The sequence below is a fragment of the Streptomyces sp. NPDC003456 genome (assembly GCF_042878735.1).
Lineage (GTDB): Bacteria > Actinomycetota > Actinomycetes > Streptomycetales > Streptomycetaceae > Streptomyces.
The window spans coordinates 317,740-336,701 of sequence record NZ_JBIAOK010000007.1; the positions used below are offsets into that span (position 1 = coordinate 317,740).

Genomic DNA, 18,962 nt, shown 5'->3' on the forward strand with positions numbered 1-18,962 from the left:
CCGCCGGCGGCCGCGTCCGACGCCGGTCTAGGGCAGGTCCAGCGCCTTGCGGACCGCCCGCAGGAGCCCCTGCGCCCGCGGGTCCGCCGTCACCGACGCGCGGAACCCGTTGGTGACGTAGCCGAAGGCGATGCCGGTCTCCGGGTCGGCGAGGCCCAGCGCCCCGCCGCGGCCCGGGTGGCCGAAGGAGCCCGGGGTCAGCAGGGGCGAGGCGCTGCCGTGCAGCATGTAGCCGAGGCCGAAGCGGGTGCCGACCACCAGGACCCGGTCGGGGCCCGCGGACTCCTCGGCCCGGGCGAGTTCCACCGTCCCCGGGGTGAAGAGCCGTTCGGACCGGTCCGTGTCGCCGATCAGCGAGGCGTAGAAGCGGGCCAGTCCGTCCGCCGTGGCGACGGCGTTGGTGGCGGGCAGGGCCGCGGCGAGGTAGGCCGGGTCGTTCTGCTCCGGGAACGGGCTGATCGCGGCGAAGGCCCGCCTGGTCAGGGACGCGGGGTCCGCGTAGGCCCGGGTCACCGAGGGCTTGGGGCGGGCGCGCAGACCCCCGGCCGGCTCGGCCCCCTCGACCGGGCCCACCCGCCCGGCCCGGCCGGCCTCGGAGGCGGGCAGGCCCAGCCAGAGGTCCAGACCGAGCGGACCGGTGACATGGGCCGTGAGCCACTCGCCGGCCGAGAGCCCGGTCACCCGCCGCACGAGTTCGTCGACCAGCCAGCCGTAGGTCAGCGCGTGGTAGCCGTGGTCGGTGCCCGGCTCCCAGGCGGGGGCCTGGGCGGCGAGCGCCTGCGGGCCCGCCGACGGGTCCAGGGCCTCCTGCGGGGTGAGCGGCCGGTCCAGGACCGGCAGGCCCGCCCGGTGGTTCAGCACGTGCCGGACCAGGACGCCTTCCTTGCCGCGCGCCTTGAACTCCGGCCAGTAGTGCCCCACCGGCGCGTCCAGGTCCAGCTGTCCGCGCTGGTGCAGCAGCAGGAGCACGGCGGCGGCCACGCCCTTGGTCGCCGAGCGTACGACCTGGGCGGTGCCCCGCTCCCACGGATCGGTGCCGTCGACGTCCTTCGTGCCGCCCCACAGGTCCACGACCCGGCGCCCGTGCCGGTACACGGCGACGGCCGCGCCCCGGTCCCCGAGCGCGCCGAAGTTCCGCGCGAACGCTTCCCCCACCGGCTCGAAGCCCTCGGCCACAGTGCCGTGCACGTCCACGTCCGTCACTCCTCGATCCCGCTGCGGTGGCGCTGTCTCCCTCTCACCCAAGCAGGATGGTCACGTCGATGTTCCCCCGGGTCGCGTTCGAGTACGGGCACACCTCGTGGGCGGCGTCCACCAGCCTGGTCGCCAGCTCCGTGTCGACGACCGGCAGGGAGATGCTGAGGGCGACCGCGAGGCCGTAGCCGCGCTGCTGGTTGGGGCCGATGCCGACCTTGGCGGAGACGGCCGAGCCGGTGAGGTCGTAGCCCTCGCGGTTGCCGACCAGGATCAGCGCGTTGTGGAAGCAGGAGCTGTAACCGGCGGCGAAGAGCTGTTCCGGGTTGGTGCCGTCGCCGTCGCCGCCGAGCTGCGGGGGCATCGCGACCTTCAGGTCGAGGTGCCCGTCGTGGCTGGTGACGTAGCCCGCGCGGCCGCCGTGGGCGGTGGCCTCCGCCACGTACATGATCTTCGTCGGGCGGGTGTCGGCGGCCGGGCCGTCCGTCATGCTGTCCTCCCCCGGAACACGGGTGTGCGCAAATAGATCGTGCACAAGGTACTGAGCGGTAACCGAGTGCTCGCCGCCAGGGGGTGGCAACCCGCGTAACACCGGAGCGCCAGGGGCGCCAGGGCTCAGAAGGCGCGGTCCGCCGCCGACTCCGCGCGCCCGGCCAGCCGCCACAGCTCCTCGCGCAGCCGCACGACCTCCGCCTCGCCGAGGCCCGTCGCCGCGAGCAGTGCGCCGGGCACCCGGCCCGCCCGCTCCCGCAGCTCCTCCCCGCGCCCGGTCGGCGCCACCAGCACCGACCGCTCGTCGCGCGCGGAGCGCTCACGCCGCACCAGGCCCGCCGCCTCCAGCCGCTTCAGCAGCGGCGAGACGGTGCCGTAGTCCAGGCGCAGGGCGGCGGCCAGCTCCTTGACCGAGGTCTCCCCGCGCTCCCACAGCACCAGCAGCACCAAGTACTGCGGGTAGGTCAGGCCCAGGTCGTCGAGGAGCGGACGGTAGGCCGCCGTCACCGCCCGCTGCGCGGCGTACAGCGCGAAGCACAGCTGCTCGTCCAGCAGCGGCGGACGCTCGGTCTCCTCGTCGGTCACGCGCCCATTGTCACGGACGGGCCGGGGCGGCCGGCACGGAACGCGGATCGAAGCCGAACGGCAGCTCCAGCCGGTGCGCCCGCATCAGCTCCTCGTCGGACAGCAGCTCGCCCGTCGGGCCGTCCGCCGCGATCACCCCGTCGCTGAGGACCAGGGCGCGGGGGCACAGCTCCAGCGCGTACGGCAGGTCGTGCGTCACCATCAGCACCGTCACGTCGAGCGAGCGCAGGATGTCGGCCAGCTCGCGGCGCGAGGCCGGGTCCAGATTGGAGGACGGCTCGTCCAGGACGAGGATCTCCGGCTCCATCGCCAGCACGGTCGCCACCGCCACCCGGCGGCGCTGGCCGAAGGAGAGGTGGTGCGGGGGCCGGTCCTTGAAGGCGCGCATGCCGACCCGCTCCAGCGCCCGGTCCACCCGCCGCTCCAGCTCCGCGCCCTTCAGCCCGGCGGCGGCGGGCCCGAACGCCACGTCCTCCCGCACGGTCGGCATGAACAGCTGGTCGTCCGGGTCCTGGAAGACGATGCCCACCCGGCGCCGGACCTCGGCCATGTGCCGCTTGTCCACGGGCAGCCCGGCCACCCGGACCGTGCCGGCCCCGCCGGTCAGGATGCCGTTGAGGTGCAGCACGAGCGTCGTCTTGCCGGCGCCGTTCGGCCCGAGCAGCGCGACCCGCTCGCCGCGCTCGATCGAGAAGTCGACGCCGAAGAGGGCCTGGTGCCCGTCCGGGTAGGCGAAGGCGAGGCCCGAGACCTCGAGGGAAGCAGTCACAGGGTCCATCCCAGCAGACAGACCACCAGGGCCGCGCCCGGGAGGGCCAGGGCGTGACGCCACTGCGCCCGGGACGCGGTCACCTCGTCGATGACGGGCATGGAACCGGCGTAACCGCGGCTGATCATCGCCAGGTGCACCCGCTCGCCGCGCTCGTAGGACCGGATGAACAGCGCGCCCGCCGACTTGGCGAGCACGCCCCAGTGCCGTACGCCCCGGGCCTCGAAGCCGCGTGACTCCCGGGCGATGCGCATACGGCGCATCTCGTCCGCGATGACGTCGCCGTAGCGGATCATGAACGACGCGATCTGCACCAGCAGCGGCGGGAGCTTGAGGCGCTGCAGGCCCAGCAGGAGTTCGCGCAGTTCGGTCGTGGCGGCCAGCAGCACCGAGGCCGCGACGCCGAGCGTGCCCTTGGCCAGCACGTTCCAGGCGCCCCACAGGCCGTTCACGCTGAGGGACAGGCCGAGCACGTCGACCCGTTCGCCCTCGGCCACGAACGGCATGAGCACCGCGAACGCGACGAACGGCACCTCGATCAGCAGCCGGCGCAGCAGGAACCCGGCGGGTACGCGCGCCGCGTACGCCACCGCCCCCAGCAGCACCGCGTACAGCCCGAACGCCCACATCGCCTCGCGCGGGGTCATCACCACGACGACCACGAAGGCGAAGACCGCGGCGAGCTTGGTGTGCGGCGGCTGACCGTGCACGGGGGAGTGCCCGTGCCGGTAGAGCTTGTGTGCGTGCCCCACCCCCATGTCAGACGCCCGTCGTGCCGGACCCGGCGCCCGCGGTGCTCGGCCCGGCCGGGGTGCTCGCCGTGTCCCCGCCGTCCGTGGCGTTCGCGGTGTTGGACGGGGAGGTGTCCCCGGTCCGACGGCGGCGGACGGCCCAGAAGACGGTGCTGCCCGCGACGACCGTGACGCCCACGCCGATGACGCCCGCCAGCCCCCCGGACAGGCGGGCGTCGTCGACGTCCTCGACGCCGTAGTCGGCGAGCGGGGAGTCGGCCGCCGGGTGCTCCTCGGCCTTCTCGTCGATGCCGTTGTCCCCGGCGACCTTCTCCAGGCCGTCGGGGTTCGCCGAGGCGTAGAAGCTGACGAAGCCGGCGAGGACCAGCGAGGTGACCAGACCGGCGGCCCACACCCTGCGGTGGGAGGACCGGGCGGCGACGGGCTCCGGACCGGCCTGCGGCGCGTCGACCAGCTCGCCGTTCACCCGCAGCTTCAGCCGCTGCGTGAGGCCCCGCGCCCCGTACACCAGGTCCGGGCGCACGGCGATGACCGCGCCGACGGTCAGCGCGGTGATGACGGCCTCCCCGATGCCGATGAGCAGGTGCACGCCGATCATGGCGGTGGCGACCTTGCCGATCGAGACGTCCGTGGTGCCGCCGACGGCGTACATCAGCGTGAAGGCCAGCGCCGCGGCCGGCACGGAGAGCAGCGCGGCGACGAAGGAGGCGGCGGTCACCGACCGGCGCGTGCGCGGCAGCACCGTGACCAGGCCGCGGAAGAGCGCGTAGGCGACCACCACCGTGACGATCGCCATGTTGGTGATGTTCACGCCCAGCGCGGTCAGCCCGCCGTCCGCGAACAGGATGCCCTGCATCAGCAGGACGACGGACACGCACAGGACCCCCGTGAAGGGGCCGACGAGTATCGCGGCCAGCGCCCCTCCGAGCAGATGCCCGCTGGTGCCCGCCGCGACGGGGAAGTTCAGCATCTGCACCGCGAAGATGAACGCGGCGACCAGGCCGGCCAGCGGGGCCGTGCGCTCGTCGAGTTCGCGGCGCGCGCCGCGCAGGCTCACGGCGATGGCGCCCGCGGCGATCACACCGGTGGCGGCGGAGGTGGGGGCGTCGAGGAATCCGTCAGGTACGTGCACTGTTCGATGATGTGGCTTGATGCGAACGATGTGCAAGAGCGTGCTGCTCGTTTTATCTCATCGGCGACAACTGCTGTCCCAAAGGGTGAAAACCAGAAAATATGGGACATTGGAGAGGTGGTGGCCGCACCTCCGCCACCTCGGTTGCGCACGGTGAAAGGGCAGTCCGATGTCCGTAGTCGAGCAGTACGCGCGAGCCCACATCGTCACGGAGACGTCGGTGCCCCTGATCGACGAACTCCAGGCGGTCCCGGTCACCCTGCGGTACGACCCCGATACCGACCCCCGGTGCGTCGCGATGCGGCTGCCCGGGGCCGGCGGACGCGAGTGGACCTTCGACCGCCGGCTGCTGGAGGAGGGACTGCGCAGCCCGGCGGGCAGCGGTGAGGTCCGCGTGTGGCCGTGCGGCCGGGTGCAGACCATCGTGGAGTTCCACTCCGCGCGGGGGGTGTCGGTGGTGCAGTTCGAGCGGCAGGCGCTGCTGCGGTTCCTGCGGCGGACCTACACGGCCGAGCCCGTCACCCACTGAGCGACTCCGTCACGCGAGCCGGCGGCCTCTGCCGCCGGCCTTCAGTCGCCGGCCTTCAGCAGGGCCGCCACGATCGGGCCGGCCGTGGAGCCGCCGTGCCCGCCCTTCTGGACCACGCCGGCCGCGGCGAGGTCGCCCCGGTAGGCGGTGAACCAGCCGTTGGGCTTCTTCTGCCCGTCGACCTCGGCGGACCCGGTCTTCGCGCCCGCGTCGCCGCCGACCCCGGCCATCGCCTCGGCGGCCGTGCCGTACCTGGCCGTGTACGACATCAGCTCGCGCAGCTGCGCCAGGGTGCGCGCCGACATCCTGCGGGACGCGGTCGCGAGCTCGCGCCCGTCGACGTCCGGGGAGACCAGGTAGGGCTGGTGGAAGGTGCCGGCCTTGACGGTCGCCGACACCGAGGCCATGTTCAGCGGGTTCATCCGCACCCCGCCCTGGCCGATCAGCGACGCCCCCATCTGGGCGGCCGACTGCACGGGCACCGAGCCGTCGAAGGACGGCACCCCGATCGCCCAGTTGTCCAGCCCCAGACCGAACACCTGCTGGGCCTGCCGGGTGAGGTCGTCGTTCTTCAGCTTCGGCGCCTGGCTGATGAAGGCGGTGTTGCACGAGCGGGCGAAGCTCGCCTTGAAGGTGCCGCCCTTGATCTCGAACTTGTCGTCGTTCTGGAACTTCCAGTTCCCGTAGGTGAAGTACTTGGGGCACGGGTGCTTCTTGTCCGCCGACGCCAGGCCCTTCTCGATCAGCAGCGAGGAGGTGACCACCTTCATCGTGGAGCCGGGGGCCAGCGAGCCCTGCAGGGCGGTGTTGAAGCCCCGGGAGGCGTTCGCGGCGGCCAGGATCTCGCCCGTCGACACCCGCACCACGGCCACCGAGGACCGGGCCTTGCGGGCGACCTGCCGCTCGGCTTCCGCCTGGAGGGCGGGGTCGAGGGTCGTCTTCAGGGTGCCCGGCGTGCCCTCGCTCAGCTCCAGCAGCGTCTTGTCGGACAGGTCCTTGCCCTTGGCGGCCTTCCCGCGCACGACGCGCAGCTCGATGCCGGCCCTGCCGCCGGCCTCCTTGCCGTACTTCTCGCGCAGGCCGTCCAGGAGCGGGCCGATCGAGGCGTACTTCGCGGTGGTGAGTTCTCCGCCGTCGCGGTCCAGGGCCTTCACCGGGGGCGTTCCCGCCTCGCCGGTGACCAGCCGGTCGCCGTCCTTCAGGTCCGGGTGGAGGACCGCCGCGTGCCAGTCGACCAGGGGCTTGCCGTCGCCGGTGCGGCGCACGACGGTCAGTGCGCCGTCGTAGGCCAGCGGCTTCTCGGTCCCCTTGTGGGAGACGGTGCCCTTGACGGAGAACGGCACCCTCGTGCCGGTGGGCCGGCCCGCGGTGAGCGTGACGTCCTTGATGCGGGCGTCCTTGGTGTAGCCGGTGAGCAGGGCCCTCGCCGCGGCCGTGTCGTCGGTGGCGGCGGCGGCCCGAGGGGCATCGCCGGACTGCCAGGCGGTCAGGAAGGCACGGGCGGCGCCGGTGACCTCGGCGCGGGTCAGCGGACCGGTCTTGACCTCGGGCTTCTCGTCCGACACCGCGTGCGAGCCGCTGTCGTCCGCGCTGCCGCCGCCGAACAGCGCGTAGGCGCCGAACCCGGCCGCGCCGACGACGCCGGCGAGCACTGCGCCGATCACCGCGGGGTTCGTCCTCCGTCGCTCGGCGACGCGCCTTCTGTTGCCCACTGCTGTTCGTTCCTCCGCAAGTCCCCAGGGCCCCCGCCGCCCTCGGCTGTCCCAACGACGGCCCCCACCCTAGAGTCCCGTCCGGTGGGGGTGAGATCAGCCTCCGGTTCGTAGCACGGCTGCGACAATCGGCCCGGCCGCGTCGCCGCCGTGGCCGCCCTGCTCGGTCATGGCCGCGGCCGCCACGTCACCCCGGAATCCGGTGAACCAGCTGTCGGACCGGGCGTTGCCCTCGACCTCGGCGGAGCCGGTCTTGGCGCCGATGTCGCCGCCGAGTCCGCGCATGGCGTCCCGGGCGGTGCCCCGGGTCGCGGTCAGCCGCATCATCTGCTTCAGCTGGGCGGCGGTGCTCGCCTTCAGCCCCTCGGCCCGGGCCAGCCGCCGGTCGTCCAGCCCGGGCGGGACGAGGTAGGGCTGGCGGAAGGCGCCGGTGATCGCCGTCGCCGTGACGGAGGCCATGGTCAGCGGGCTCATCTGCACCTGGCCCTGGCCGATGGCCCCGGCCGCCCGGTCCGGGCCTGCGACGGCGGGGACCCTGCCGTCGAAGGAGGCGATGCCGGTCTTCCAGTCGTCCCGTCCGAGCCCGAAGCGCCGCTCGGCCTCCTGGCTCAGCGAGGCGTCCGTCAGCGGCTCCTCGTCGATGAGCTTGACGAAGGCGGTGTTGCAGGAGCGCAGGAAGCTGTCGGCCAGCGTGGCCTCGCCGTTCGGCTTCATGCCCGTGAGGTTCTTGAACGTCTGGCCCTGCCACGTCGCCGTGTCGGGGCAGGGCGCCGGGCCGTTCATCGAGGTCACGCCGTTGTCGATGAGCATGGCGGCGGTGACGATCTTCATGGTGGACCCGGGGGCGGCCTGGCCCTGGAAGGCCGCGTTGAAGCCGTCCGCGCGGTGGTTGGCGACGGCCAGGACCTCGCCGGTGCTGGGCCGGACGGCGACCACCGACGACTCGGCGAACCGTTTGACCGCCCTCTCGGCCGCGGCCTGCGCGGTGGGGCTGATCGTGGTGGTCAGCTTGCCGGGCCGGCCCTCGGCGAGGGTGAGCAGCGGGGTGTCGGGAGCGCTCCCGCCGGCGTGCCGGACGACCAGTTCGACGCCGGGGGAGCCGCCGGCCTTCTCGCCGTACTTCTCGCGCAGGGCGTCCAGGACCGGCCCGAGCGAGGGGTACTTCTCCTTCGTCAGCCTCGACCCGTCCCGTCCGACGGCCTCCACGGGCGGGTCCTGCGACTCCCCGGTGACGAGGGTGTCGTCCTTCCTCAGCTCCGGGTGCACGACGGAGGGCTGCCAGTCGACCAGCGCCCGCCCGGTGGTCAGGCCGCGGACGACCTTCAGCCGGCTGCGGTAGGCCAGCGGCTCGGACCTGCCGCCGTAGGACACCTTCGCCTCGACCGTGTACGGCACGGCGGTGCCCTCGGCCGGGCCGGGGGTGATGCGCACACCGGTGATGTGCGCGTCGTCGGCGAAGGCGCCCAGCAGCCGGCCGGCGTCCGCGTCGTTGTTCGTGTACGAGGCCGCCCGGGCGGCCTCGCCCTTCTCCCAGGCCGCGAAGAACTCCCGCGTGGTCTCCTCGACCTCGTCCTCGTCCGGCGGCCCCGACTTCTTCCCGGCGGCGACCCCGCCGATGCCGCCGTCGCCGTCGAGGGCGCCGAGGATGTTGTAGGCGCCGTAGCCGGCGCCGCCCACCATCACCGCGCACACCCCGCCGATGACGGCGGCCTTGACCCCCTTGCCCATGGGCGCCCCTCCCTGTTGAGCCGCACGCGCCGTCGAACGCGTTCACCAGCTCGATCGGAGGGACTCTATGCGCAAGCGGTTACTGGAGGTACGAGAGTTTCGATTTTTGACCGAACACCGTTCACACCCAGGTGTCCAGCCACATCCGCGACCGCCAGTCGTCGATGGGGACGGCCTGGCCGGTGTAGAGGGGCCAGAAGTAGATGAAGTTCCAGGCGATCAGCAGGACCAGGACGCCCGCGGCCGTGGCGCCGGCGACGCGGCGGGTGTCGCCGGAACGGGGCGGGCCGACGATCGCGCCGAGCAGCATCGCCACCGCCAGGCACAGGAACGGCAGGAACACGACGGCGTAGAAGAAGAAGATCGTGCGCTCCTGGTACATGAACCAGGGCAGATACCCGGCCGCGATGCCGCAGGCGATGGCACCCGCGCGCCAGTCACGGCGGAAGAACCAGCGCCACAGCACGTACAGCACCGCGAAGCAGGCCACCCACCACAGCAGCGGCGTGCCGAGGGCCAGCACCTCGCGGGCGCACTTCTCGCCGGCGTCGGCGGGGCAGCCGTCCTTGCCGGGCGCCGGGGACTCGTAGAAGTACGACACCGGGCGGCCCAGGACCAGCCAGCTCCACGGGTTGGACTGGTACGTGTGCGGCGAGGACAGCCCGACGTGGAACTCGTACACCTGGTGCTCGTAGTGCCACAGGCTGCGCAGCCAGTCGGGCAGGAACGTCCAGCTGCCGCCCTTGCCGTCGGTCGCCGCCCAGTTGCGGAAGTAGCCGCCGGAGCCGTCGGTGGCGGACAGGAACCAGCCGGTCCAGGAGGCCAGGTAGGTGACCAGGGCGACCGGCACGGTGGCGGCGAACGCCAGGCCCGTGTCCCGCTTCAGCACCGCCGCGTACGGGTGCCGGGCACCGGCGACGCGGCGCGAGGCGACGTCCCACAGCACCGCCATCACGCAGAAGGCCGCCAGGATGTACAGGCCGTTCCACTTGGTGCCGATGGCCAGACCCAGCATCAGGCCCGCCGCCCAGCGCCAGGGCCGCCACCCCAGTCGGGCCGTCTCGGCGGTGTGCCGGTCGGGCCGGACCCGGCCGTCGGCGTCCACCGGCAGGGCCGCCGCCAGCCGGGCGCGGGCCCGGTCCCGGTCGACCAGCAGACAGCCGAACGCGGCCAGCACGAAGAACATCAGCACACCGTCGAGCAGCGCCGTACGGCTCATCACGAAGTGCAGGCCGTCCAGCGCCATCAGCGCACCGGCCAGGCAGCCCAGGAACGTGGAGCGGAACAGGCGCCGGCCGATCCGGCACAGCAGCAGCACCGACAGCGTGCCGAGCAGAGCCGTCATGAACCGCCAGCCGAACGGGTCGAACCCGAACATCAGCTCGCCCAGCCCGATGACGTACTTGCCGACCGGCGGGTGCACGACGTACGCCGCGTCGGTCGGCAGCTTCACGTTCCCGCCCGACGACAGCACCAGGTCGTTGGCGTTCTTCGCCCAGTTGACCTCGAAGCCGCGGTGGACGAGCGCCCAGGCGTCCTTGGCGTAGTACGTCTCGTCGAATATCACCGCCCGGGGGCTGCCGAGGTTCCAGAACCGCAAGGCCCCCGCCAGCAGCGTCACCAGCAGCGGGCCGATCCAGCCCGACCAGCGCACCAGCCGGCCCGCGAGGACGTGCGGCACGCCGAGCGCCGCCCACAGGCGCGGGGAGGGCTCGGTGTAAGGCGGCACCAGGCGGTCCCGGACGTCACGGTCGTCGCTGCCGGGCTGCCCCTGGTAGCCGAAGCGGCGCAGCCGCTGCTGCCAGGGGGGCCGCTGCTCGAGCGGCGCCTGGCCCTGCCGGGTGTCCGTGGAGGAGGCGGTACTGGTCACCGCGCCATCGTAGGGAACCGTGCTGTGTGAGTCCCGTGCATGGCCGGTATGCGTCCGCATCCTCCGCCCCTGGGAGGATGGGGGCGTGACCGGAACCCTCGTACTCGCAGGCACCCCCATCGGCGACATCGCGGACGCCCCGCCCCGGCTCGCCGAGGAACTGGCCGGGGCCGACGTCGTCGCCGCCGAGGACACGCGGCGGCTGCGCCGGCTGACCCAGGCGCTCGGCGTCACGCCCAAGGGCCGGGTGGTGTCGTACTTCGAGGGCAACGAGTCCGCGCGGACGCCCGAACTGGTCGAGGAACTGGTGGGCGGGGCGCGGGTGCTGCTCGTCACGGACGCCGGCATGCCGTCCGTGTCCGACCCGGGCTACCGCCTGGTCGCGGCCGCCGTCGAGCGGGACGTGCGGGTGACGGCCGTGCCCGGCCCGTCCGCCGTGCTCACCGCGCTCGCGCTGTCCGGCCTGCCCGTGGACCGCTTCTGCTTCGAGGGCTTCCTGCCGCGCAAGGCGGGCGAGCGGCTCGGGCGGCTGCGCGAGGTGGCCGACGAGCGGCGCACCCTCGTCTACTTCGAGGCCCCGCACCGGCTGGACGACACCCTGGCGGCGATGGCGGAGGTCTTCGGCGCCGGGCGGCGGGCCGCGGTGTGCCGGGAGCTGACCAAGACCTACGAGGAGGTCCGGCGCGGCGGCCTCGGCGAACTCGCCGAGTGGGCCGCCGAGGGGGTGCGCGGGGAGATCACCGTCGTGGTCGAGGGCGCGCCCGAGAAGGGGCCCGAGGACGTGGGGCCCGAGGAGTTCGTGCGGCGGGTGCGGTTGCGCGAGGAGGCGGGGGAGCGCCGCAAGGAGGCGATCGCGGCCGTCGCGCAGGAGGCCGGGGTGCCCAAGAGGGTCGTCTTCGACGCCGTGGTCGCCGCGAAGAACACGGCGGGCTGACCGGGCTTCGGGATGCGGGCCCGGCGTGCCGTGCGGGGCACGGGCCGTGCGGGGCCGATCCCGCGGTTCCCCGCGCTCCCGACCGGGCCCTGGCCACTCCTGAGCAGGGCGCTTGCCGTTTGAGCGCGCGCCCCATGCAGCGGTAAAGGCGCCGGGGGTCCGGGGCAAGGGACGCCCAAAACAGGGCCAACACTCGACAGGTCCGCTGCCATCCGTCCGGCCGGGGAGTCCACTGGGGTGCGGGGACGCGACCGTCCCCACGCCTCAGGGGAACAGGAGCCGGCATGAGTGAGATCGCAGGGCGGACCGGGCTTCGCGCCGGTGCGAGTGCCGTCGTCGACGAGTCCTACTCCTTCGCCTGCATGCGCTGCGGGCACGGCTGGGAGCAGTCGTTCGAGATAGAGCACCACACGGACGCCACGGGTCACGAGTTCGTCCTCTACGTGGCCGACGGCAAGGTCGTGCCCTCCCCGCTGAGCAGGCCCGCCTGCCGGAACTGCGACGGGCACGTCGTGCGGATCCTGCGGCCCGGCCGGGTCGCGTCGGCCCGGGACGCCGCCCACGGCTCCCACCGGGTGCCGCCGCCCGCCGGACCCGTCGAGGCGCCCGTCCCGCAGGCCGCGGCGGCCCGGGCCCCGCGCGCGCAGCACCACTGGCACCTGTCCGACCTGCTGCACCCCTTCCAGCGCAAGGCGAGCTGACCCGTCCGGCTCTCCTCGCCGTCGGCGCCCTCCCCGCCTCCTCCCCGGTGAGGGAGGGCGTCGCCCTTCCGTAGGATCGGGGCATGCCTGCCAACGACCCCGACAAGCACACGGCGCCCCCGCTGCCGGACCCCCTGCGGGTACCGGTCGCCGACTCCCACACCCACCTGGACATGCAGTCCGGCACGGTCGAGGAGGCGCTGGCGAAGGCCGCGTCGGTCGGAGTGACGACGGTCGTCCAGGTCGGCTGCGACCTCGCGGGCTCGCGCTGGGCCGCCGAGACGGCCGCCGCGCACGACGCCGTCCACGCCACCGTCGCGCTGCACCCGAACGAGGCGCCCCGGATCGTCCACGGCGACCCTGGGGGCACCTCCCGGCCCCCTGGGGCCGGGGGAGGACGGTCCCGGCAGGGCGCCCGCGCACCGGGCGGCCCGGCGGCCCTGGACGAGGCCCTCGCCGAGATCGACCGGCTGGCCGCGCTGCCGCAGGTCAAGGGCGTCGGAGAGACCGGACTCGACTACTTCCGCACCGGGCCCGAGGGCATGGAGGCGCAGGAGCGGTCCTTCCGCGCCCACATCGAGATCGCCAAGCGGCACGGCAAGGCCCTCGTCATCCACGACCGCGACGCCCACGCCGACGTGCTGCGCGTCCTCAAGGAGGAGGGCGCCCCCGAGCGGACCGTCTTCCACTGCTACTCCGGCGACGCCGAGATGGCGGAGATCTGCGCGGCCGCGGGCTACTTCATGTCCTTCGCCGGCAACGTCACCTTCAAGAACGCGCAGAACCTGCGCGACGCGGTGGCGGTGGCCCCGCTGGAGCTGCTGCTGGTGGAGACCGACGCGCCCTTCCTCACGCCGGTGCCCTACCGGGGGCGGCCCAACGCCCCCTACCTCGTGCCGATCACCGTGCGCGCCCTGGCCGAGGTGCGCGGCATCGACGAGGACGCCCTGGCCACGGCCCTCGGCGCGAACACCGCGCGCGCGTTCGGGTACTGACCCCCGCCGCTCTCCCCGCACGACTGTGCGTAGTCGAGCCGCTTTGGAGAGTGACGACCGCTCCGCTAGGTTCTGGGGGCCCGATCGGGACCCCTCTAACCCCTCCGGACTTCCCCCGGCCACTGGAGCGTGTCGGCGTGAGCAGCCCGCAGTACGAGACGTACGAGACGTACGGCCCGGCCTACGCCGAGGCGGCGTACGGCGGCTTCGCCGTGCCGCCCGCCGATCTGCACAGCGCCGAGACCCTCGCCCACGGCACCCCCGCGCCCGGCGCCTACGCCGACCCCTACCGGCCGACTCACGCCGACACCCATCGGCCCGCCTACGCCGACCCCTACCGGCCCGCCTACGCCGACCCCTACCGGCCCGCCTACGAGGGGCCGACCCTGCCCGGCCTGCCCCGGCAGGGCGCGCCGGCCGGCGACCCGGCGCCCGCGTACGCCGAGCGTGACCAGCCGGACGGGCAGGCAGCGGTGCGAGCCGGATCACGGGCCGCGTCCCGCACCGGCTCGCACCGCAGGTCCCCGCGCCGGCGCCGCACCCCCCTCGTCGAACGCCCCGACAGCTCCGTCCTGCGGCTGCTCCCGCAGGCCCTGGTCGTGGCCTTCCTGGCGGGCGGCACCACGGCGTTCGTCGCCGAGGACAAGGCGATCGAGCTGACCGTCGACGGCCGGGAGCGCACGCTGCACACCTTCGCCGACGACGTCACCGAACTGCTCGCCGAGGAGGGCGTGGAACTCGGCGCGCACGACGTCGTCACCCCGGGGCGCGGGGCCGGCCTCGGCCACGGCGACGAGGTCTCCGTGCTCTCCGCCCGCCCCCTCCGGCTCACCCTCGACGGCCACCGGCGCGAGGTGTGGACGACGGCCCGCACGGTCGCGGGCGCCCTGCGCCAGCTGGGCGTGCGGCAGGAGGGCGCGTACGTCTCCACCTCCCGCTCCCGGCCCATCGGACGCGAGGGACTCGCGCTGGACGTCCGCACCGAGCGCACGGTCACGATCATGGCCGACGGCCGCGCCCGCACCGTCCGCACCAACGCCGCGACCGTGCGGGAAGCCGTCGAGCAGGCCGGGATCACCCTGCGCGGCCAGGACACCACCTCGGTCGCACCGGCGAGCTTCCCGCGCGACGGGCAGACCGTCACCGTCCTGCGCATCACCGGGGGCCGGGAGATCCGCGAGGAGGCCATCCCCTTCCAGGTCCGGCGCACCGACGACCCGACCCTGTTCCGGGGCACCGAGGTCGTCGAGAGCGCCGGCGAGCCGGGTCTGCGCCGGATCACCTACGCCGTGCGCACCGTCAACGGCGTCCGGCAGAGGCCGCGCCTGCTCACCACCGAGGTGGTGCGCGTGCCGCGCGCCCAGGAGGTGAAGGTCGGCACCAAGCCCCGCCCCGAGTCGGTGCGCGGCGCCGACCACCTGAACTGGCAGGGCCTGGCCGCCTGCGAGTCCGGCGGCCGGCCGGACGCCGTCGACCCGTCGGGCACCTACGGCGGCCTCTACCAGTTCGACACCGACACCTGGCACAAGCTCGGCGGCCGCGGCCGCCCCCAGGACGCCCCGGCGGCGGAGCAGACGTACCGGGCGAAGAAGCTGTACGTGCGCCGCGGCGCCAGCCCCTGGCCGCACTGCGGCGGCCGCCTGCACGGCTAGCGGGAGCCGGAGGGGGCGGACGGGCGGGTGCGCGATCCGCCGTACCGGCCCCCGTACCCTTGTCCCCGTGACCAGCCCCGCCCCCGACGCCCTGCTCGGCCCCGCCGACGTCCGAGAACTCGCGGCAGCCCTCGGCGTACGCCCCACCAAACAGCGCGGACAGAACTTCGTGATCGACGCGAACACCGTCCGCCGCATCGTCCGCACCGCGCAGGTCCGCCCCGACGACGTGGTCGTCGAGGTCGGTCCGGGGCTCGGCTCGCTCACCCTCGCGCTGCTGGAGGCCGCCGACCGGGTCACGGCCGTGGAGATCGACGACGTGCTCGCCGCCGCGCTGCCCGCCACCGTCACGGCCCGCATGCCCGAGCGCGCCGACCGGTTCGCCCTCGTGCACTGCGACGCCATGCACGTCACCGAGCTGCCCGGGCCCGCCCCGACCGCGCTGGTCGCCAACCTGCCCTACAACGTCGCCGTCCCCGTGCTGCTGCACATGCTGGACACCTTCCCGACCATCGAGCGGACCCTCGTCATGGTCCAGGCGGAGGTCGCCGACCGGCTCGCCGCCGCCCCCGGCTCCAAGGTCTACGGCGTCCCCTCGGTCAAGGCCAACTGGTACGCCGAGGTCAAGCGCGCCGGTGCCATCGGCCGCAACGTCTTCTGGCCCGCGCCGAACGTGGACAGCGGCCTGGTCTCCCTGGTCCGCCGGAGCGAGCCCCTGAAGACCACCGCCTCCAAGGCCGAGGTGTTCGCCGTGGTCGACGCGGCCTTCGCCCAGCGCCGCAAGACGCTGCGGGCGGCGCTCGCCGGCTGGGCGGGCTCCGCGGCCGCCGCCGAGCAGGCCCTCGTCGCCGCGGGCGTCTCCCCGCAGGCGCGGGGCGAGTCCCTGACGGTGGAGGAGTTCGCGCGGATCGCCGAGCACAAGGCGGGCCGCGGGCAGGAGGAGTCCGCGTGAGCGTCACGGTCCGCGTCCCCGCCAAGGTCAACGTCCAGCTGGCGGTGGGCGCCGCCCGTCCCGACGGCTTCCACGACCTGGCCAACGTCTTCCTCGCCGTCGGCCTCCACGACGAGATCACCGTCACCCCGGCCGAGGAACTCCGCGTCACCTGCGACGGCCCCGACGCGGCCCAGGTCCCCCTCGACCGCACCAACCTGGCGGCGCGCGCGGCGATCGCGCTGGCCGAACGGTACGGCCGCAGCCCCGACGTGCACCTCCACATCGCCAAGGACATCCCCGTCGCCGGCGGCATGGCGGGCGGCAGCGCCGACGGCGCCGGCGCGCTGGTCGCCTGCGACGCGCTCTGGGGCACCGGCGCCTCCCGCGAGGAACTCCTGGAGATCTGCGCCGAGCTGGGCAGCGACGTGCCGTTCAGCCTGGTCGGCGGGGCGGCCCTCGGCGTCGGGCGGGGCGAGCGGCTGACGCCCCTGGAGGTCGGCGGCTCCTTCCACTGGGTGTTCGCCATGGCGGAGCGGGGTCTGTCCACCCCGGCCGTCTTCCGCGAGTTCGACCGGCTGGGCGAGGGCACGGACATCCCCGAGCCGGTCGCCTCGGCGGAGCTGATCGCCGCCCTCGCCAAGGGCGACCCGGACGCGCTCGCCGCGACCGTCTCCAACGACCTGCAGCCCGCCGCGCTGTCCCTCTTCCCGGACCTCGCGGGCACCCTGGCCACGGGCCGCGCCGCGGGCGCCCTGGCCGCCCTGGTGTCGGGCTCCGGCCCGACCACGGCCTTCCTGGTCCGCGACCCGGAGTCGGCGGCCGCGGTCGCCCAGACCCTGCTCGCCTCCGGAACCTGCCGCACGGTACGCACGGCCCCGGGCCCGGCCCCGGGCGCGACGGTCGTCCAGCGCTGACCGGCCGCCCCCTCCTGAACACCGCCGCCGGAGCACCTCCGTGCCGGACTACCCTGGAGGGTCGATCCATCCCCCTTGGCAGGAGAGAAATGGCCGTCAACCTGGTCAATGTCGAGAACGTCAGCAAGGTGTACGGCACCCGTGCCCTGCTCGACGGCGTCTCCCTCGGCGTCTCCGAAGGGGACCGCGTCGGTGTCGTCGGGCGCAACGGCGACGGCAAGACCACCCTCATCCGCATGCTCGCCAAGCAGGAGGACGCCGACACCGGCCGCGTCACCCACTCGGGCGGGCTGCGGCTCGGCGTGCTGACCCAGCACGACTCCCTCGACCCCGAGGCCACCGTCCGCCACGAGGTCATCGGCGACATGGCCGACCACGAGTGGGCCGGCGACGCCAAGGTCAGGGACGTGCTCACCGGCCTGTTCGGCGGGCTCGACCTGCCCGGCTTCCCCAAGGGCCTGGACACCGTCATCGGCCCGCTGTCCGGCGGTGAGCGCCGCCGCATCGCCCTCGCCAAGCTCCTCATCGAGGAGCAGGACCTCCTCGTCCTGGACGAGCCCACCAACCACCTCGACGTCGAGGGCATCGCCTGGCTCGCCCGGCACCTGCAGACCCGGCGCTCCGCCCTGGTCTGCGTCACCCACGACCGCTGGTTCCTGGACCAGGTCTGCACCCGCATGTGGGACGTCCAGCGCGGCGCCGTGTACGAGTACGAGGGCGGCTACTCCGACTACGTCTTCGCCCGGGCCGAGCGCGAGCGCATCGCCGCCACCGAGGAGGCCAAGCGGCAGAACCTCGTCCGCAAGGAGCTGGCGTGGCTGCGCCGCGGCGCCCCGGCCCGTACCTCCAAGCCCCGCTTCCGCGTCGAGGCCGCCAACGAGCTCATCGCGGACGTACCGCCGCCCCGGGACAGCAGCGAGCTGATGAAGTTCGCGTCGACCCGGCTGGGCAAGACGGTGTTCGACCTGGAGGACATCACCGTCCAGGCCGGCCCCAAGGTCCTGCTCCAGCACGTCACCTGGCAGCTGGGGCCCGGCGACCGGATCGGCCTCGTCGGGGTCAACGGCGCCGGCAAGACGTCCCTGCTGCGGGCCATGGCCCAGGCGGCCCGGACCGAGGGGGAGGCCCAGCCCGCGGGCGGGCGGATCCGCGTCGGCAAGACCGTCAAGCTCGCCTACCTCTCCCAGGAGGTCGCCGAACTCGACCCGAACACGCGCGTGCTGGAGGCCGTTCAGCAGGTGCGCGAGCGCGTCGACCTCGGCAAGGGCCGGGAGATGACCGCCGGGCAGCTGTGCGAGACGTTCGGCTTCTCCAAGGAGAAGCAGTGGACGCCGGTCGGCGACCTGTCCGGCGGCGAGCGCCGCAGGCTCCAGCTGCTGCGCCTGCTCATGGACGAGCCCAACGTCCTCTTCCTCGACGAGCCCACCAACGACCTCGACATCGAGACGCTGACCCAGCTGGAGGACGTCCTCGACGGCTGGCCCGGCTCGATGGTCGTCATCTCCCACGACCGGTTCTTCGTCGAGCGCACCACCGACCGCGTCTTCGCGCTGCTCGGCGACGGCGCCCTGCGGATGCTGCCCCGGGGCATCGACGAGTACCTGGAGCGCCGCCGGCGCATGGAGGAGGCCGCGGCCGCCGCCACGCCCGCGCCCGCCGCCGCGCAGCAGTCCGCCGCCCCCGAGCGGAGCTCCGCCGACCAGCGGGCCGCCAAGAAGGAACTGCAGAAGATCGAGCGGCAGCTCGACAAGGTCTCCGAGAAGGAGACCAAGCTCCACGCTCAAATCGCCGAAAACGCCACGGACTTCGCGAAGGTCGCCGAACTCGACGTGGAGTTGCGGGAGTTGGCCGGTCAGCGCGAGGAGCTGGAGATGCGCTGGCTGGAACTCGCCGACGACGCGTGAAGGGCGCGTGAAGGCGCGTAACGACGGCATCACGGGCCGGTCCTCCCTTGGGAACAGGGGACGGGACGGCCCGTTCGCTTGTCGGAACGGGGTGATAGAAAGAGCCGTCTTAGAACTTTATGGAACGACTCTGAGCGCACCGGGTGCCTCAGGGCGTGGCGAAAA

At 73.8% G+C, this 18,962-nt stretch carries 17 protein-coding genes; 8 read left to right on the forward strand and 9 right to left on the reverse strand.

Annotated features, from left to right (window positions below; genetic code table 11):
• Positions 1–27: 27 nt before the first annotated feature.
• The 6 genes from ACFYWG_RS28865 to ACFYWG_RS28890 form a co-directional block, all read right to left on the reverse strand.
• Complete coding sequence (locus ACFYWG_RS28865; protein WP_383501824.1) at positions 28–1,194, reverse strand: serine hydrolase domain-containing protein; 1,167 nt, start codon at positions 1,192–1,194, stop codon at positions 28–30.
• Between the two features lie 43 nt (positions 1,195–1,237).
• Positions 1,238–1,684, reverse strand: a complete 447-nt coding sequence (locus tag ACFYWG_RS28870) for an organic hydroperoxide resistance protein (protein WP_389204132.1) — start codon at positions 1,682–1,684, stop codon at positions 1,238–1,240.
• Positions 1,685–1,809: 125 nt separating this feature from the next.
• Positions 1,810–2,271 (reverse strand): MarR family winged helix-turn-helix transcriptional regulator, encoded by a 462-nt coding sequence (locus tag ACFYWG_RS28875; protein WP_376330886.1) that lies wholly within the window; start codon positions 2,269–2,271, stop codon positions 1,810–1,812.
• 10 nt (positions 2,272–2,281) lie between these two features.
• On the reverse strand, positions 2,282–3,049 hold the full coding sequence (locus ACFYWG_RS28880; protein WP_383501816.1) for an energy-coupling factor ABC transporter ATP-binding protein: 768 nt from the start codon (positions 3,047–3,049) through the stop codon (positions 2,282–2,284).
• Positions 3,037–3,798 carry a cobalt ECF transporter T component CbiQ gene (cbiQ, locus tag ACFYWG_RS28885; RefSeq protein ID WP_389204134.1) on the reverse strand — a complete coding sequence of 254 codons (762 nt, stop codon included), beginning with the start codon at positions 3,796–3,798 and terminating at the stop codon, positions 3,037–3,039. The genes ACFYWG_RS28880 and cbiQ overlap by 13 nt, the downstream gene beginning before the upstream one ends.
• A 1-nt stretch (position 3,799) precedes the next feature.
• A complete protein-coding gene (locus ACFYWG_RS28890; RefSeq protein WP_389204135.1) occupies positions 3,800–4,924 on the reverse strand; it encodes an energy-coupling factor ABC transporter permease in 1,125 nt (374 codons plus the stop codon).
• Positions 4,925–5,093: 169 nt separating this feature from the next.
• Between ACFYWG_RS28890 and ACFYWG_RS28895 the strand changes: the two genes are divergently transcribed.
• Positions 5,094–5,453 carry an SsgA family sporulation/cell division regulator gene (locus ACFYWG_RS28895; protein WP_383501807.1) on the forward strand — a complete coding sequence of 120 codons (360 nt, stop codon included), beginning with the start codon at positions 5,094–5,096 and terminating at the stop codon, positions 5,451–5,453.
• Positions 5,454–5,494: 41 nt separating this feature from the next.
• Here ACFYWG_RS28895 and ACFYWG_RS28900 read toward each other — a convergent pair whose 3' ends face one another.
• The 3 genes from ACFYWG_RS28900 to ACFYWG_RS28910 all read right to left on the reverse strand — a co-directional run bounded on the left by ACFYWG_RS28900 (position 5,495) and on the right by ACFYWG_RS28910 (position 10,763).
• Positions 5,495–7,165, reverse strand: coding sequence for a penicillin-binding transpeptidase domain-containing protein (locus tag ACFYWG_RS28900; protein WP_383501804.1), 1,671 nt, complete (start codon positions 7,163–7,165; stop codon positions 5,495–5,497).
• Between the two features lie 96 nt (positions 7,166–7,261).
• On the reverse strand, positions 7,262–8,893 hold the full coding sequence (locus ACFYWG_RS28905; protein WP_389204136.1) for a penicillin-binding transpeptidase domain-containing protein: 1,632 nt from the start codon (positions 8,891–8,893) through the stop codon (positions 7,262–7,264).
• Positions 8,894–9,014: 121 nt separating this feature from the next.
• Positions 9,015–10,763, reverse strand: coding sequence for a dolichyl-phosphate-mannose--protein mannosyltransferase (locus ACFYWG_RS28910; RefSeq protein WP_385412327.1), 1,749 nt, complete (start codon positions 10,761–10,763; stop codon positions 9,015–9,017).
• 85 nt (positions 10,764–10,848) lie between these two features.
• Here ACFYWG_RS28910 and rsmI point away from each other — a divergent pair, with 85 nt between their 5' ends.
• The 7 genes from rsmI to ACFYWG_RS28945 all read left to right on the forward strand — a co-directional run bounded on the left by rsmI (position 10,849) and on the right by ACFYWG_RS28945 (position 18,797).
• Positions 10,849–11,697, forward strand: a complete 849-nt coding sequence (gene rsmI / locus ACFYWG_RS28915) for a 16S rRNA (cytidine(1402)-2'-O)-methyltransferase (protein ID WP_389204137.1) — start codon at positions 10,849–10,851, stop codon at positions 11,695–11,697.
• Positions 11,698–11,981: 284 nt separating this feature from the next.
• The gene (locus ACFYWG_RS28920) at positions 11,982–12,398 is read left to right on the forward strand and encodes a hypothetical protein (protein WP_383501793.1); all 417 of its coding nucleotides are present in this window, start codon (positions 11,982–11,984) and stop codon (positions 12,396–12,398) included.
• Between the two features lie 83 nt (positions 12,399–12,481).
• Positions 12,482–13,393: a TatD family hydrolase gene (locus ACFYWG_RS28925; RefSeq protein ID WP_383501790.1), complete on the forward strand. Its 912-nt coding sequence runs from the start codon at positions 12,482–12,484 to the stop codon at positions 13,391–13,393.
• 137 nt (positions 13,394–13,530) lie between these two features.
• Complete coding sequence (locus ACFYWG_RS28930) at positions 13,531–15,045, forward strand: ubiquitin-like domain-containing protein (RefSeq protein WP_389204138.1); 1,515 nt, start codon at positions 13,531–13,533, stop codon at positions 15,043–15,045.
• 67 nt (positions 15,046–15,112) lie between these two features.
• Positions 15,113–15,997, forward strand: coding sequence for a 16S rRNA (adenine(1518)-N(6)/adenine(1519)-N(6))-dimethyltransferase RsmA (rsmA, locus tag ACFYWG_RS28935; RefSeq protein WP_385412318.1), 885 nt, complete (start codon positions 15,113–15,115; stop codon positions 15,995–15,997).
• Entirely contained in the window at positions 15,994–16,893 is a 900-nt protein-coding gene (locus ACFYWG_RS28940) for a 4-(cytidine 5'-diphospho)-2-C-methyl-D-erythritol kinase (protein WP_383501781.1), read from the forward strand. The genes rsmA and ACFYWG_RS28940 overlap by 4 nt, the downstream gene beginning before the upstream one ends.
• 89 nt (positions 16,894–16,982) lie before the next feature.
• Complete coding sequence (locus ACFYWG_RS28945; RefSeq protein ID WP_383501774.1) at positions 16,983–18,797, forward strand: ABC-F family ATP-binding cassette domain-containing protein; 1,815 nt, start codon at positions 16,983–16,985, stop codon at positions 18,795–18,797.
• Positions 18,798–18,962 lie beyond the last annotated feature (165 nt).

Excerpts from the sequence above, each read along its gene's own strand:
- ACFYWG_RS28870 (WP_389204132.1), bottom strand. The coding sequence starts at position 1,684 with ATGACGGACGGCCCGGCCGCCGACACCCGCCCGACGAAGATCATGTAC.
- ACFYWG_RS28925 (WP_383501790.1), top strand. The coding sequence starts at position 12,482 with ATGCCTGCCAACGACCCCGACAAGCACACGGCGCCCCCGCTGCCGGAC.
- ACFYWG_RS28880 (WP_383501816.1), bottom strand. The coding sequence starts at position 3,049 with ATGGACCCTGTGACTGCTTCCCTCGAGGTCTCGGGCCTCGCCTTCGCC.
- ACFYWG_RS28945 (WP_383501774.1), top strand. The coding sequence starts at position 16,983 with ATGGCCGTCAACCTGGTCAATGTCGAGAACGTCAGCAAGGTGTACGGC.
- ACFYWG_RS28905 (WP_389204136.1), bottom strand. The coding sequence starts at position 8,893 with ATGGGCAAGGGGGTCAAGGCCGCCGTCATCGGCGGGGTGTGCGCGGTG.
- cbiQ (WP_389204134.1), bottom strand. The coding sequence starts at position 3,798 with ATGGGGGTGGGGCACGCACACAAGCTCTACCGGCACGGGCACTCCCCC.
- ACFYWG_RS28920 (WP_383501793.1), top strand. The coding sequence starts at position 11,982 with ATGAGTGAGATCGCAGGGCGGACCGGGCTTCGCGCCGGTGCGAGTGCC.
- ACFYWG_RS28895 (WP_383501807.1), top strand. The coding sequence starts at position 5,094 with ATGTCCGTAGTCGAGCAGTACGCGCGAGCCCACATCGTCACGGAGACG.